This is a genomic window from Xenorhabdus bakwenae (assembly GCF_030272115.1).
GTDB classification, from domain to species: domain Bacteria; phylum Pseudomonadota; class Gammaproteobacteria; order Enterobacterales; family Enterobacteriaceae; genus Xenorhabdus; species Xenorhabdus bakwenae.
On the sequence record NZ_CP119194.1, the window covers coordinates 1,881,572 to 1,897,222 of the forward strand.

General features: G+C 45.8%; 13 protein-coding genes. 3 read left to right on the forward strand and 10 right to left on the reverse strand.

The genetic code is table 11. From position 1 onward, the window contains the following. Nucleotides 1–12 precede the first annotated feature (12 nt). From PXH59_RS09595 to PXH59_RS09610, 4 genes are read right to left on the reverse strand one after another with little or no spacing between them, the layout of a single operon-like run. Nucleotides 13–2,178, reverse strand: coding sequence for a type I secretion system permease/ATPase (locus PXH59_RS09595; protein WP_285811470.1), 2,166 nt, complete (start codon nt 2,176–2,178; stop codon nt 13–15). Then, nucleotides 2,178–3,563, reverse strand: a complete 1,386-nt coding sequence (locus PXH59_RS09600) for an HlyD family type I secretion periplasmic adaptor subunit (protein ID WP_285811472.1) — start codon at nt 3,561–3,563, stop codon at nt 2,178–2,180. The genes PXH59_RS09595 and PXH59_RS09600 overlap by 1 nt, the downstream gene beginning before the upstream one ends. Continuing rightward, nucleotides 3,563–5,275 carry a peptidase domain-containing ABC transporter gene (locus PXH59_RS09605; RefSeq protein WP_352232142.1) on the reverse strand — a complete coding sequence of 571 codons (1,713 nt, stop codon included), beginning with the start codon at nt 5,273–5,275 and terminating at the stop codon, nt 3,563–3,565. Before PXH59_RS09605 ends, PXH59_RS09600 begins: the two co-directional genes overlap by 1 nt. Further along, a complete protein-coding gene (locus PXH59_RS09610) occupies nt 5,238–5,693 on the reverse strand; it encodes a cysteine peptidase family C39 domain-containing protein (protein WP_285811474.1) in 456 nt (151 codons plus the stop codon). Before PXH59_RS09610 ends, PXH59_RS09605 begins: the two co-directional genes overlap by 38 nt. 407 nt (nt 5,694–6,100) lie before the next feature. Between PXH59_RS09610 and PXH59_RS09615 the strand changes: the two genes are divergently transcribed. After that, on the forward strand, nt 6,101–6,967 hold the full coding sequence (locus tag PXH59_RS09615) for an AraC family transcriptional regulator (RefSeq protein WP_285811476.1): 867 nt from the start codon (nt 6,101–6,103) through the stop codon (nt 6,965–6,967). Nucleotides 6,968–7,495: 528 nt separating this feature from the next. Here the strand turns inward: PXH59_RS09615 and PXH59_RS09620 are convergent. Then, a complete protein-coding gene (locus tag PXH59_RS09620) occupies nt 7,496–8,119 on the reverse strand; it encodes a helix-turn-helix domain-containing protein (RefSeq protein WP_285811477.1) in 624 nt (207 codons plus the stop codon). A 486-nt stretch (nt 8,120–8,605) separates the two neighbouring features. Between PXH59_RS09620 and PXH59_RS09625 the strand changes: the two genes are divergently transcribed. Beyond that, nucleotides 8,606–9,301, forward strand: coding sequence for a helix-turn-helix transcriptional regulator (locus PXH59_RS09625; protein ID WP_047768144.1), 696 nt, complete (start codon nt 8,606–8,608; stop codon nt 9,299–9,301). 14 nt (nt 9,302–9,315) lie between these two features. After that, nucleotides 9,316–10,602 carry a cytosine permease gene (locus PXH59_RS09630; protein WP_285811721.1) on the forward strand — a complete coding sequence of 429 codons (1,287 nt, stop codon included), beginning with the start codon at nt 9,316–9,318 and terminating at the stop codon, nt 10,600–10,602. 43 nt (nt 10,603–10,645) lie between these two features. Here the strand turns inward: PXH59_RS09630 and iolB are convergent, their stop codons facing one another. From iolB to iolG, 5 genes are all read right to left on the reverse strand, one after another. Next, complete coding sequence (gene iolB / locus PXH59_RS09635) at nt 10,646–11,476, reverse strand: 5-deoxy-glucuronate isomerase (RefSeq protein ID WP_285811478.1); 831 nt, start codon at nt 11,474–11,476, stop codon at nt 10,646–10,648. A gap of 23 nt (nt 11,477–11,499) precedes the next feature. Then, nucleotides 11,500–12,381 (reverse strand): myo-inosose-2 dehydratase, encoded by an 882-nt coding sequence (gene iolE, locus PXH59_RS09640; protein WP_285811479.1) that lies wholly within the window; start codon nt 12,379–12,381, stop codon nt 11,500–11,502. Nucleotides 12,382–12,434: 53 nt separating this feature from the next. Continuing rightward, nucleotides 12,435–14,354, reverse strand: a complete 1,920-nt coding sequence (locus PXH59_RS09645) for a bifunctional 5-dehydro-2-deoxygluconokinase/5-dehydro-2-deoxyphosphogluconate aldolase (protein ID WP_285811480.1) — start codon at nt 14,352–14,354, stop codon at nt 12,435–12,437. A 23-nt stretch (nt 14,355–14,377) separates the two neighbouring features. Next, nucleotides 14,378–14,551, reverse strand: coding sequence for a hypothetical protein (locus PXH59_RS09650; protein WP_285811481.1), 174 nt, complete (start codon nt 14,549–14,551; stop codon nt 14,378–14,380). A gap of 90 nt (nt 14,552–14,641) precedes the next feature. Next, the gene (gene iolG / locus PXH59_RS09655) at nt 14,642–15,628 is read right to left on the reverse strand and encodes an inositol 2-dehydrogenase (protein ID WP_285811482.1); all 987 of its coding nucleotides are present in this window, start codon (nt 15,626–15,628) and stop codon (nt 14,642–14,644) included. Nucleotides 15,629–15,651: the final 23 nt, after the last annotated feature.

Genomic DNA, 15,651 nt, shown 5'->3' on the forward strand with positions numbered 1-15,651 from the left:
TACTAATGATCTTTACGGGGTTACTTTTTCTTTCATCTGCAAGGCCCACAGCCGGGCGTAAAGCCCGTCTAAGGCGAGCAATTGCTCGTGGCTGCCCTGCTCAACGACTTGCCCCTGATCGAGTACTAAAATCCGATCAGCATGGCGCAAGGTATTTAGGCGATGAGCAACACTGATCACAGTGCGGCCTTGAGCAATGTGCTGCAAGTTAGCTATCACCGCTGCTTCCGATTCATAATCCAAGGCACTTGTGGCCTCATCCAGCAGCAGAATGCCTGGATTCGTTAGCAAAGCCCTGGCCAGAGCGATACGCTGACGCTGTCCACCAGACAAGAGCACGCCCTTCTCACCAACCTGCGTGTTGTATCCCTGTGGCAAGCTGCGAATAAACTCGTCTGCTCCAGCCAACGTTGCTACCTGAATCACTTCAGCATCACTGGCTTGCGGTCGACATTGACGGATGTTTTCTGCGACCGATCCTGAAAACAGCAAACTCTCTTGTGGTACGACACTCATGTTGCGACGCAGCTCCACCGGATCCGCAATCGCTAAGTCGATGCCATCCACTAATACTTGTCCGTGCTGGGGAATATAAAGGCGCTGTAACAACCGCGTCAGGGTGGATTTACCCGAACCTGATGGCCCTGTAATACCAACAAATTCACCGGGACTCATTTCGATATTGAGGTTACGCAATACTTCCTGACCTTCCTCGCTGTAGCGAAAGCGTACACCTCTGAAACTCACCCCTCCTTGTAATCTGGGGATTGAAGCCAGACCTCCGCTACCGTTTTCTCCCTCTTCATCGAGGATGTCACCGAGCCGCTTCAATGAGATTAAAGTGTGTTGAAAGTCCTGCCAGACCTGAGCTAAGCGCAGGATCGGTTGGGTAACGTGCTCCGACAGCATATTAAAGGCCACCAGCTCCCCCAGACTGAGTTTTCCCTCCATCACCATAATAGCTCCCCACCACAGTAGCAGGGCGGAGGTCAGTTTCTGGATCAGCCCTATTCCCTGTCCGGCGAGGAGTCCTACTACTTTGGCGCGAAATGAGGCACGGACAAACGCAGATAGCTGGCGCTCCCAACGGCGCGAGAAACCCGCCTCAGTAGCGCTGGTCTTAATCGTTTCAATGCCGGTCACTGATTCGATCAGGAAAGCCGTGTTGTCAGCCCTTAACTCATATTCCCGCAATACCCTGGTACGCAGCACAGGTCCAACAACCATCCAGAACAGGAAATAGAGCACCAGAGAGTCGAGCACCAGCCATGTTAGCTCAGGGGCATAGAAGAACATCACCGCCACAAACAAGCCGACAAAGGCCAAATCCAGTACCATTGTCAGTGCCGAACCGGTAAGAAACTGTTGTATCTGGCTCATTTCGCGCACTCTGGCGATGATTTCTCCCGTTTGACGCTGCCGGAAATAATCCAATGGCAGGGTGATTAAATGCTGATAGAGACGACTGGAAAGCTCAGAATTGACTTTACTGGCAAGATTAGCGAACAGCCAGGAGCGGAGAAAACGATAAACAGGCTCGCACACGGCCAGGATAAGCATGGCAAATCCCAGCACCTGTAAGCTTGACAGGCTGCGACTGACCAGAACCCTATCGATCACATTCTCGAACAACATAGGGGTGACTAAGGCAACCAACTGTAGCATCAAAGACACGAGGAGCACGTTTCTAAACTGGGCGGCATGTTTACGAATGGAAGGTATAAACCAGCTAAAGCCGAATTTCTGTCGTTTCGGTTGCTCGACTGCCTCCGCCAGTAACACAACCCTGCCTTGCCAATGGTCAGCAAGAATAGTCCGGGGATAATGTTTCTCTTTACTCAAGTCTGGCTGATACAAGACAACAAACTCACCTTCAACCCTTTCCAGTACTAACCAACCCTGTTCTGTATCCAATAAGACAGGCAGGGGAAGGTGTTCGAGACGGCTCATATCTGTGGTGATATAGCGAGCCCTCAATCCGATCCACTGGGCACAACGGCAAAGGTCTTGGTAGTCTGTGTTACCCTGGGTACGGGCGAGACGGTGACTCAATAACTTCGGCTCCACTGCCACATTGAAATGGCGGGCGGCGTAGGCCAGAGCCAAAAGACCACTATCTACGACTGTGGACTCGTCTCCGCTAAATGACTCTAATCGGGTAGATTCGATAGCTGGCATTATCGTTCCTTCAAGGCTTCGGACTGGTACTGTTGCAACGGACTGATCAGGTAGTCGATTACCCGTCTATCCCCGGTACGGATTTCGGCGGTAACACTCATACCTGCTTGTAATGGGACTTCACGCTCATCCACTGCAACAGAGGTTCGTTCCATTCGAACCCGTGCCGGGAATACCAGCCCCAGTTGCTCATCCTTAACTGCATCCTTAGAGACATGAGCCACCTTGCCCCGTACAGTGCCATAACGGGTATAAGGGAAAGCATCGACCTTAATTTCCACCGGCTGACCTGCGTGCACAAATCCCACATCCTTGTTCAACACCATCACTTCGGCTTCGAACAGAGTATCATCAGGTACGATCACCATCAGTTGTTGGGCCGATTGCACGACGCCCCCCAGCGTGTGGATCGCCAATTGCTGCACCACACCATCAACCGGTGCCCGCAGGGTATACAAGCGCAACCTTTCACGCGTTTTAATTAACTGCTGTGCCATAACAGCGATTGCGGCCTGTGCTTCATTCAACTGGTCATAATATTCACGGTTGATCTTCGCCAGATAGCGCTCTCGGCTTTCCTGCAATCCCTGATATTGCTCTTCAAGGACAGCCAATTCGGCATGTTGTTGAGAAAGAGAACGTTCTACCTCCAGCCTTTCTTTCTCTTGCCCTAGTAGCTCAACTTTTGATAGCAGCTTTTTGGCAGCCAGGATCCGGTGCGCTTCAAGACGTACCTTGATATTGGCTGCAAGATGCTCCAACGCGGAGATGTCGGCACGACGGGCGGACTGGTTCGCCTGATTAATCTTCATTTCGCCATCCAGACCGTTTAGATTGGCAACCACTTCTTTCCAGATACTCGCCAGATGCTCTCTCGCTTGCATGGCCTGTGCTGGCGGGATATTTTGCGGAACGACAAAATTTTCGATAGGGGCATCGGTCAGCAGAGCCTGCAATCTCGCCTGCTCCAACTGTTTGAAGTTAATCTGCGCCTGCAACTCCTTCAATTCAGCTTCAACGCCCAGGATGTTGAGTTTAATAAGTACATCTCCCGCTTTTACTTTCTGGCCGTCACGAACTAATATCTCGGCAATTTCACCCGTCTCAAGGGGCTGAATAACCTTCGAATTGCTGGATACAAGTAATTTCCCCACAGCATTAGCATGGATGTCCAGTCGGCCAACCATTGACCAGATCAAAGCGATTAGCAGTAACAGAGTCAGTGCCCCCGCCGTCAGCCTTGCCCAAGGTGCCGGAGGGCGTTCGACGATCTCCAGATAGCCAGGCTGAAACTCGTACTCATCACGGGTACGCTTCGGTGCCTCGGGTGCACAACGTTCTTGACGCCAGGCCAAAAATGCGGTTTTCAGATGCTTGAACGACATCACACCACCTCCTTGCGTAATGCCTGTTGCAACTGCCACAGTCTGGCGTAGCAACCTCCCTTAGCCAGCAACTGGTGATGGCTGCCTGATTCAGTGATCCGGCCCTGTTCTAACGTGATTATACGGTCACAATCACGCACTGTAGACAAGCGGTGAGCAATGGTGATAACGGTACGTCCCCGGGAAATCTCAGCCATATTGGCCTGGATTAAGGCTTGAGACTCATCATCAAGGGCGCTTGTCGCCTCGTCGAAAATCAGAATACTGGGGTTAGCCATCAATGCCCGAGCGATAGCAATGCGTTGACGCTGTCCCCCGGACAGAGAGCTACCCGCTTCAGCCAGCACGGTGTCATAACCCAGAGGCAACTGAAGGACAAAATCATGAGCACCCGCTAATTTGGCAGCGGCTATCACTTCCTCCAACGAAGCGGTGGGATCCTTGAGTGCAATGTTATGGCGCACACTGCGCTTGAACAGGTAATTCTCCTGCAACACAACCCCGATCTGGCTACGCAGGCAGGTGGGATTGAGTTGATGTAGAGGAATGCCATCGAGCAAGATCTCTCCTCCGTCTGGCGCATAAAGTCTTTGTAGCAGGCGGGCCAGGGTACTTTTTCCTGAGCCGGAAGGACCGACTATTCCCAAAGACTCGCCCGCCCTGATATGCAGAGTTATCCCTTTCAGTACAGGCTCTTGGTCGGGTTGGTAACGGAACACCAGATTACGCAGCTGTAAATCACCGTTGAGCGGCTTCCGGGGATAAATATCTCCCTGTACCTGCTCAACAGACAGGTTGAGCATGTCGCCAAGTTTGTCAACAGCGACTCTGGTCAGGACAAACTGCTGCCACAGGTCGATCAACTTAGCGATAGGTTGGCTGATGTGTGACACCATCATATTGAACGCGATTAGCTGACCAATGGTGAGTTCCAGAGCAATAACCATATTCGCCCCTAACCAGATAATCCCGACACTCGTTACTTTCTGTAGCAACATCACTCCGTGGCTGACGAAGCTATTAAGAACCTGAGTACGAAAACTGGCTGCAACCATATTTGCGGTCTGGGATTCCCAACGCCGCTGCATATTGGGTTCCACCGCCAGACTTTTGATGGTTTCGACACCGCTAACGGATTCGTTCAAAAAGGAGGTATTGCAGGCCGCAGTCTGGAACTGCTGTTCAATCCGCTGTTGCAGCGGTTTTGAACTCAGCCAGGCCAACAAGAAATAGAGTGGTAATAACGCTAACACTACGCAAGTCAGAGGCAATGACAGCCAGGCCATTACCCCGAAGAAGACAAAGGTGAATGCAACATCCACACATAAGGTCAGCATAGAGCCAGTCAAAAAGTCACGAATACTGTCAAGCTCTTGCACCCGAGTGATGATAGAGCCTACCTGACGGTGCTTAAAGTAGAGCAGAGGCAGACCCAGCAAATGCCGGAAGAGTTTAACGCCCAAGGCAATATCGATGCGGTTAGCGGTATGAGCGAACAAGTATTCACGTAATCCTCGGAGTATCACCTCGAACACCCCTGCCACAATTAGCACTATCACCAGCACATCCAGGGTGGACAATGCCCTGTGTACCAACACTTTGTCCATCACGACCTGGAAAAGCAAAGGTGCAACAAGAGCAAGTAGTTGCAGCATCAGGGAGAAAATCAGCACCTCACCGAGGAGGTGGCGGTGATGAATAAAGGCAGGAATAAACCAGGAAACATCGAACCTGTGGCCCCCCCTCCCGCAGCTGGATCACTTCGCAACTCCACCTGGCTTCAAGCTCATCAATAGGAAGTACTTCAGGTGAAGCGGAATAAGGAGACTGGATCAGAGCCTGATCAGGAGAGAGGCGTACTAATACAACAAATCCTCCCTGCTTGTCTCGAAAGGCCAAAGGTAACTGTTTTGGTGTCAGCTTATGGAATTTTAAACGGCATAATGCCATATCAACATTATGTATTTTACCGTATTCTTTGACTGCAAATTTCAGCTTGCTATCAGAGGATAAAGAAGGCGTTTCTTGAGCTTCACCTTTAATCAACTGCAACAATAATCGACAACAGTCAAGGGCAGAAGACAACGGATCGGTAGATATATTGTCCTTATCAATCGTAGCACCCATCATGTGATTCCATTCTCATGTTATTGGAAAAATAAACATATTCGTAAGAGGGTTAATCTAAATTCATTAACGATATCTCTATGGCTGTGAAAAAAAATTTCGCATAGTCAAGATAACCAAGAAATATGATAACCGTCAGTAATAGTTATCAATACTATAATCATTATCAACTTCAATCCAGAAAAATAATTTACATTTAAATCAATAAGTTAATTTAAAATGGTCATGTTTGTTATTGGCTTGTTTCCTATTTTTGCCTGTTTTGTATCTAAATATGGTGCAATAAATAAACCTCGAAGAGAGACTATTTATTGGCAGGAACCTCCATGAAAAATATAAGTCAGCAATCATTATCATGTCCTGCTACAGGAAACTATATAACATCTCCTTGTACCCGATAGGTTGGATATATGGCGATGATTAAACAACGATTGAATGCCCTTCTTCATTACATTGATGAACATATCGATACACATATGGATGGAGAAAGTTTGAGTAACATTGCAGCTTGTTCTAAATATCACTTTCACAGATTGTTTTCTGCAACTTATGGTATCGGTGCTGCTGCATATATCAGGCAAATTCGATTGAAAAGAGCGAGTTATAAGTTGGCGTATAACGATGATTCAGTAATAGATATTGCTCTTGCATGTGGATATGAAAGTCCGGAGGCATTCTCCAGGGCGTTCAAAAGTTCAGTTGGTCAAAGTCCTATTGAGTTCAGAAAAAAACCTGATTGGTCTGTCTGGCACAGACACTACCAAATCATAAATAATATTAGGACTAAAATGATGAATGAGAAATTATCTCCTGTTGAAGTAAAAATCGTCAATTTTCCAGAAACCACCGTGGCAGTTATGGAACATAAAGGTCCATCATCAAATATTGGCAATACAATTAGGGCGTTCAAAGCGTGGAGAATAACGAATAAGTTATCCCCAGAGCGTCACCGAACTTTTAATTTTGTTTATGCAGATCCCGCAAACATTGACCCGCAAGAGTATCAGTTTGATTTGTGTGTAGAGGTTTCACCAAAGTTTGCGGTTAAGAATGCAAGAATTGCATTAAAAACAATCCCATCAGGAAAATGTGCTTATATTAGATACACAGGCTCAGATGAGGGAATCACCTCCATAGTCAATTATTTGTATACAAATTGGTTATCGGAACACAATCAGGAAGTTCGGGATTTCCCGCTCTTTTTTGAACGCGTAAAGTTGTTCCCAACGGTGACTGAAGCCGAAGCCGTCACTGATATTTACCTGCCTCTGGCATAAGACACCTTGCAAGTTATTGCTACATTAGCCTGTCGTATATTGGCTTAATGATAGCTCCAGTCTCTTAATCAGACATCTTCGATTAAGAGACTGGCTACTCTATTTTAATTCAAAAAAACAGTTTAAAAAACGAACTAACATTTCCCTGGTGTGGGCGAGTAACATTTTAATTCAAAATAATGAAAATAATTTGTCCACATAGAAGGAGAAGTGTCTCCCTAATCTAACGTCCAGACAAAGTATAAATTTTATCTTATGTTTTGATGATGAAATTAATACACCAGACAAATATCAAAATCAACACATAAAAACACAAATGTTGATTTTGATGGTGAATATGTGTGTCATTATTTAAGGATGAATAAACAAAAAAACAAATAAGTAAAACTAACCAATTGATATTATTAAATATTATTCAAATCAGAATATATCTGTTCTTAACAGCAAGGAAAAAATCAAGAATATTATTTGCCTTATACATAGCATGGTTATTAAGCGCTAAGTTGTATAAATATTCATATGATACATCTATGTGATAAGGCCGTTTTCTCCATATCCGAACCTTTCTTCCATTATGTCTCCAATGATTATCCAATGATCCAAACTCTCTCTATTCGATTCTTTGATATGAAACTGTTGCAGTTTTGGATCGAAACATAGCTTTGGATTGTTACTCGTGTAATTACCTCTCCTGATTATTAATAAATCTCCTGAATTATGTTTGCCTGATAAATCATCCTCAAGTAAAACGGCAACAATATTAGGCCCTGTACCAAAATAATAAGTCAGTTGCCGTCCAACCATCAGGGAGCCTATCTTACTGACCAAAAATTCAGAAGTAATACATTCAGATTGCATAAATAACGGAACAGCACAGGGATTCATATTCCCTTCATAAGAAATGGTTCCATCCAAACGCTCTTTTTCTGCGATATCAGTTGATTCTATTTCACTATATGATATGCCAAAGAAATTGGAGATTTTCTGTATTGTGGAAGAGTGAACGTTTTGAACCCTATCTTCTAAGATGTTATAGATAGTCGTACGATTAAGATTTGTTTGCTCACAGAGCGATACTCTTGTTTCCCCTCTGGAATCGAGTAAATATTGCAAGTTTTTTCTCAGGTGTTCCATTTTTTTCTTCTTATACATACTCACGCCCGGAAATTTATAACTATATAATTTATATTATTTTTTAGACTAAACTCTTTTTGTAAGCGCAGGAAAGGGTGAAAACCACTCTTGCTATTGAACAGTAAAAGTGATAACAGTTTTTTCTTGGGTAGAATCATTTAATATATACCCGATAAACTTCAAGCTGCAATCCGCAAGACGACGCAAGGCCTTATATTTCCCCGCTGAGCGGGGAAATATAACACGCATCTTGAAGTTGGATTGGTATAGAAAATATTAATCGGGTAAGTTATCTTTTTGGAAAGATGAGCAAAAATAGATAATAAATAGCATCAAAGCAGACAAAAACAGATGAAACATGACTTGCAGCGATATTTTAAATTTCAACTTAACAATTACCGTGGAAAATTAACCTTGATGAATATGGAATCAATACAAGTAGAAATATATAAATACAAACGTCCTTATTGACAATGAATAAACTAACAATTATTTGAGATAGAGATGAGTTTATCCTATAAAAATAATGAACCCTATTTCAAGGGGCTAATTGCCATGATGGAACATCTCAGCGATCCTTGGGGTATTAAGGATTTGGATTCCAGACATATCTATATGAATAAAGCGGCTTATCTTTACACCAACACACCAGAATACTTTGATATTGAAGGTAAGTTAGACTGTGAATTTCCAACTGATTGGTCTGACGACCAATTTTCACAAGATCTCAAAGAGCATGACCGGAGAACCGAGGAAGCAAAAGATAGAGTTTCCATTATCGAAACACATTATTGGTACGGGAAAAACAGTTTGGCCCCTTTCATCAGTGAAAAATTTCCCGTATATAACGATGAAAAAGAGTGTATCGGGATAGTCTGGAATGCTAAACCATTAAGTAGCTTCTCTCCCTTAAAATACATTAATCGCCACAAACCCAGCACTCTCACTACAGAAGCAACCACAAACCTGTTTACTCGTGGTGAGCTGGATATTATCTTCTTCATGCTGCAAAGACGCTCAAATAAGGAAATTGCCCAAATATACAACGTTAGCCACAAAACGATAGAAAATAGAGTTTACAACATCTATCAAAAAGCGAACGTTCATTCACTCCAGCAATTTGAGGAGTTTTGCAGACACTTACAATTAGATAGCTATATACCGGAACGTCTAATTGAAAAAGGCGTTCTATTTCTCTAAAGAAGTCAAAAATGATGGGAGTATTAAAAATTGAGCACTGCCCACTAAAGCGAGTACCACAAACACAACGTGTATCACTGTTAAGCGTGGCTATTGTGCATATGGGCATGTTGACAGCATTAGATCAATTTATGCTTGGCGCTGTACTCGGTGACTCTATGGCTTTGATCGATGCCTTTATTGCTATTTTCATCGGCAGCCTGATCTTTGGCATTGTCACGTTTGGACTCGGTTTTGCGGGAATGCGCGAAGGCTTATCCGGCAGCCTGTTGGCCCGGTGGTGTGGTTTTGGCCGCATAGGATCTGTATTAATTGGCCTCGTGGTTGCAATCAGCTTATTAGGCTGGTTTGGTATCCAAAACGCAATTTTCGCCCATTCCCTTAATTTTGCCTCCGGTGATAGACTCGGGTTTGCCTGGTCAGCAGTTTTCTCCGGCACTTTGTTGACAACACTGGTCGCCTTTGGCTTTAAGGCATTACGTTTTACCGCCAGGATCGCTGTTCCTCTGTTTATTTTGCTGGTTGCTTATATCTCCACTACCGTACTGTCAGGTAATACGGGTCAACAGCTACATGAAATTATCAAATTACCTCATTCTGGTGATGCCTTAACCATCAGTGCAGGTATCACGATCGTCGTAGGTGGTGCAATTGTTGCAAGTTTGATGACGCCTGATCTGACTCGCTACACCAAATCAGGCAAGCATGTTTTGGGGATCACCTTGCTGACCATTATTGCAGGAGAATTTGTGATTAATGGCCTGGCGATCCTTATCGCAAAGGCCCTGAATACGTCAGATGTTGTTACTATTATGTCGCAAGTGGCAGGCGGCGCAGGTCTTTTGGTTGTCGTTTTCTCCACGTTGAGGGTCAACGACTTGAATCTGTATTCTTCATCATTAGGCATTATCAGCGCCGCAGAGGGTATTACTGGCAAAAAACTCCGTTATCCTCCAACGACCGTCGTTATTGGCATACTTGGAACGCTACTTTCTATTCTGGGTATCCTGGAACGATTTGTGGATTTCCTGACTGTGTTGGGCGTTGTTTTCCCGCCCATTATTGGGATCATGTTGGTTGATTACTATATTCTGCGTTCCCATCGCAAGATATTAGATAAGAGCCGAGAACAAGGCGCACTTCCGCCTGAAACACCAACCATCGGCTGGGCTGCCATTATTGCCAGTGTTATCGGCAGCGTGGTTGGTCTGGAGGCAGAATGGGGTGTTCCAGCAATTAATTCACTATTGCTGGCAAGTTTAGCCTATGGGTTATTCAAATCAGTTTGTAAGCGCGTTTAGCATAATGCATCTATGATATTGCTCCCCAAATGGGGAGCAATACCTAACGGCCGGCATGTTTCTCTGCATATTCTTTGCCATTAACCCATTGATGATCTTTTTCCCAGGTAAATAACCACTTACGTGTCGGGCCAGCCATAACATTTAAGTAATAACTGTCATAACCCGCGATGGTCGCCACGGGATGATACCCTTTGGGCACCATCACCACATCCTTGTTATAAACCGCCATTGTTTCATCCAACGAGCCGTCATCAGTATAGACTCGCTGGACACAAAAACCCTGTGGTGGATTCAGGCGATGGTAGTATGTTTCTTCCAGATAAGTTTCTTGCGGCTCGTTGTCAGTATCGTGCTTGTGGCTAGGGTAAGAACTGGTGCATCCTTCATCGGTATAGACTTCAACAACCAGTAGACTCTCCGCCGGTTGATCATCTGGCAGGATATTATGAACATAGCGTCGATTATGACCATTGCCACGCTGTTCAGCCCCAATATCTTGTGGGGCGATTAAGCGGGTGGGATAACTGCCTTTTCCTTTCGCCTGACATACCGCCAGTTCAAGTCGAGTCTCGGCAACGATTTCCATCGTTTCATGAGGTGCGACATAGACGGCATAAGGCTTTTTGCGCTCAAATGGTCCCATGCGCTCCCCTATTTTTTCAAACCGTTGCTGAGGCGTCACTACCGTGGCTTTTCCTGCCACCAGCACCAAACACGTTTCATTTTCCGAAGCGGGTAAGGTGATAGTTTCCCCTACATTCAGTTCATAAACAGCAAAATGAACATATCCCCAATTTGCTGTTTCCGGCGTAATATGTTGCGTCCGTTTACTCTGATTTGGTGCGTGGTATTTTGACAGTAGTTTAGACATTTAACCTCCCCCAATCTCCGCGTTTAAATCAATCCCGCTTCTTTGGCAAATTTATGCAAATTGCGATATCCCAGCGTGGCATAAGTCAGTGGATGGGCAACAGCGGGATCTTGTTCTGCTTCAACCACCAGCCAACCGTGATAGTTATTCGCTTTCAAGATCGCAAAAATAGCGGGATAATCGATGCAGCCATCTCCTGGTACGGTAAAAACACCACTTAATACCGCATCAAGAAAACTGGTTTTCCGGTTTTTGACATCTTTTAACACGTCTGGACGAATGTCTTTGCAATGCACATGATTAATACGTGAGCACCAACGTCTTGCCACAGCTAACGGATCATCCCCTGCAAAGGTCAAATGCCCGGTATCCAATAACAATCCCACTTCTTCACCCGTATTTTCCATCAGGCTATCGATGTCTTCTGCACTTTCAATCACCGTTCCCATGTGATGATGATACGCAACCTGTACGCCTTGTGACTGAGTATAACGGGCAAATTCTGTTAGTTTTTCACCATATTCCTCTGCCGGAAACAGTGGTCGGAGATGCACTGGCTTATTCTGATTACCATGAACGCAATAGCTCACTTCGGCAAACACCATCACAGTAGCCCCCAATTCCCGCAACAGGGTCAAATGCAGCTGAACTGCGCCAATCTCTTCTTCAACGCTGCGTGTTAGTAGTTCACCGGAATACCAGCCAGACACGAGTTTTAAATCATGAGCGGCCAGAATGGGACCTAAAATCTGTGCCTGGCGAGGGAATTTATTGCCCAGCTCAAAACCGGCAAACCCTGCCTGTCGCCCTTCTGTCAGGCAAGTTTCCAACGGTGTTTCTGCCCCCAGGGACGGCAAGTCATCATTGGTCCAGGTCAAGGGGTTGATGCCAAGTTGAACAGCCATGAGGCTCCTCCTGTAAGATGAAAAAAGGGATGTTCTTTAGCTTTGTTATTCCGCTATCCACGCTGACGCCAGTTGTTAATCAGGTTGTGATAGTTAGTTTTTATTTTCTGGATAAGCGTTTCATCATCTATTTCTCCCGCCAGCCATTGCAGTGACGGCTGCCCGAACAGCGTTCTGCCAACGGCAAAACCTTTGACGATAGATTTACCCGCCGCTGCATTGAAACTGGCCTTTAAAGTTGTTTCCGGTGTATCAAGGCCAAGGATCACAACCCCACGGCAATAAGGATCATGCTGTTCAACTAATGCTGCGATTTGGTCCCAGGTTGCAGATTGCATCGGTGGTAATTTCCACCAGTCCGGTTTAATACCAAGATTGTAAAAACGCTGGAGTGCTCGCAGATAAAGCCCATCAGAATGGGGCATATCGACTGGCAAGATAACTTCCAGCAACCATTCATGACCAGACTGACAACAGGCGGCATAAACTTCGTGTATCGTTTTTTCCTGTTCCAGACGCAATGGGTGACTATCTTCTGGATGAAAGAACACTAAACATTTCACAATATGTTCCTGCGGCCAGCTAACCAGCTGGGAACCCATATTACCGTGTTCGAGGCAAAGTGGTCGGGAGCCGGGCAGTTCAATCGGACGACCAATCCATAACCCTTTCCCGGTTGCAGCATTCAGTACATCTTGACCGAAACTGCTGTCACATAATATCCCTGCTTTTCCTGCCAAGTGGGCTTCTGTGCTGGCTTCCTGGCTGGCACGGAACAGTTGTTTTTTCAGGTGCGGAATGCGATCGAGACTGGCATTCACCTGGCGTGCCATTTCAACAAACTGGATACGATGGTCAAATGCCATGATACATAATTCATCCCATTGTTTATGACGATGACTAACCCGATGCAGGTGACTGAGATGTGGATCTAGATCTGGACATCGTACATCCGTTGCTCGCATTAAAGTTGCTCGCATTAAATAGTTATCCAACTCCGTTTTATCTGGCATGGCGGGCGCACACCCATGACGGGAAACAACCAAAGCGCCACAAGCATTGGCATAAGTGCAAGCCTGTTCCCAACTTTCGTTATTAAGATAGCCACGCAATAAACCGGACATAAAGGCATCTCCAGCCCCCAAAACGTTCAAAACCTCTACCTTGACGCCCCGGACAGTGACCCCCTTATCTAAGGTATCAGGAATATTGGCAGTGAAGACCGAACACCCTAATGCTCCCCGCTTACAAACCAATGTTGCAGCCGTCAGTGTCCGTATTCGACACAAAGCTTCGACAGTATCCGTAGAGCCACCAGCAATATGAAATTCTTCTTCGGTTCCCACAATTAAGTCAAATAAGGAGAGCACTTCCTGCAATTGTGCTGTCACTTGCTTTGAGGCGATATAGCGAGTTTCACCGTCGCCCAATGAAGTCAGTCCCCACAATACCGGACGATAATCGATATCCATAACCGTCTTGACACCATTGCGGCGGGCGTAAGTCAGTGCAGTCAAAACAGCATCACGCGTTTGTGGATGAGAAAGGTGAGTTCCGGTGATCGCCAGACAGCGGGCAGATGCAATATAGTCTTCACTGAAATCATCTCGGGTGATCGCCATATCAGCACAATTATCACGGTAAAAGATCAGCGGAAACGTGTCGTTATCTTTAATGCCGAGTAAAACCAAAGCCGTCAGCCGCTCTTTATCGGTGATCAAATGGCGGGTATCACAACCCACCCGCTCCAATTCTTCACGTAAAAAGCGCCCCATGTGTTCATCACCCACCCTCGCCAGCATTGAAGATTTTAATCCCTGACGCGCGGTTCCATAGGCAACATTCCCGGAAGAACCCCCTAAGTATTTGGCAAAGCTTGCCATGTCTTCCAGACGGGAACCCATTTGTTGACCGTACAGATCAACCGCAATACGTCCCATGCAAATCACATCCAACTTTCTATGCTGTTCCATTGATTCACCTCTTACCGGATACGCTATTTTGCTAATACATAGTAGAGCGCCATCACATGGGCTGCCATGTTCTCGGCAAGGAAAACACACCTGAAAACAACAATCAGTGTAATAAGGCAACCTGTCGGTTTAACCATCGCCCAGGGGGTAATATCCACCTGTTCTGTATACACTTCCCTGAAATCTATTGGGTACAAAACGGTCTGCCACAGTTATGACTGCTGGAACAGACAGGATGACTTTTATGAAATAAATGTTCCAACAGTGTTTGTTGTTGTAATTTATCGTTATAGCCTGATTTCTTTACCGGATTGCAGGGATTCGAGCGCCTTGTCTGCGAGGTATAAAGCCCGCTCTCCATCGATACCGCTCGTCTCAGGTATTGCCCTGCCAGCCATGACATCAACAAAATGATCCCATTCCGCAATATAGGCTTCACGATAACGCTGCAAGAAGAAATGCACAGGCTTGGCGGTGGTACAACCGTTTTCCCCCCAGAACGCCACACTGTTTTCCTTGATATTTCCGGCGGTCAGAAGCCCCTGCTCACCATGCAGTTCCAATCGTTGATCATAACCATATCCAGAACGACGGCTGTTAGTGATGGTCGCCATTGCCCCCGATGGAAATTTCATCACAATAAACGCGGTATCAATATCGCCCGCCGTACCTATAGCAGGATCGACAAGATTGCTCCCCTGAGCATAAATAGCACATGGTTCTTCACCAATGATAAAACGAGCCATATCTAAGTCATGAATGGTCATGTCCCTGAACATACCACCCGATACCCGCACATATTCAGCGGGTGGAGGAGAAGGATCACGGGAGATAATAAGCAGCGATTCTGCCTTGCCAACGGTTCCGGCATCAAACAGGTTTTTCAGCCGACGAAACTGCGGATCGTAGCGGCGATTAAACCCGACAATCAGAGGAACCTGACACGCTTTTACCGTCGCCAGGCATTGACGAACCCGTGCCAGATCAAGATGAACCGGTTTTTCGCAGAAAATCATTTTATTGTGTCGGGCAGCCAGTTCTATCAGATCGGCATGGGTATCCGTTGCTGATGCAATCAGGACACCATGAACAGCAGGATCTGACATCACTTCTTCAGTGGTCTGTATTTTAGCCTGATAGTGGTGTGCCAATGCCTTAGCACTTGTCAGATGTGGATCTATCACAGAATAGAGGCAAGTTTCTTTATGGTCAGCGATGTTAAGCGCGTGAACCTGCCCAATTCGTCCAGCGCCAAATAATGCAATATTGAACATGAATGCTCCTTTGTACATATGTG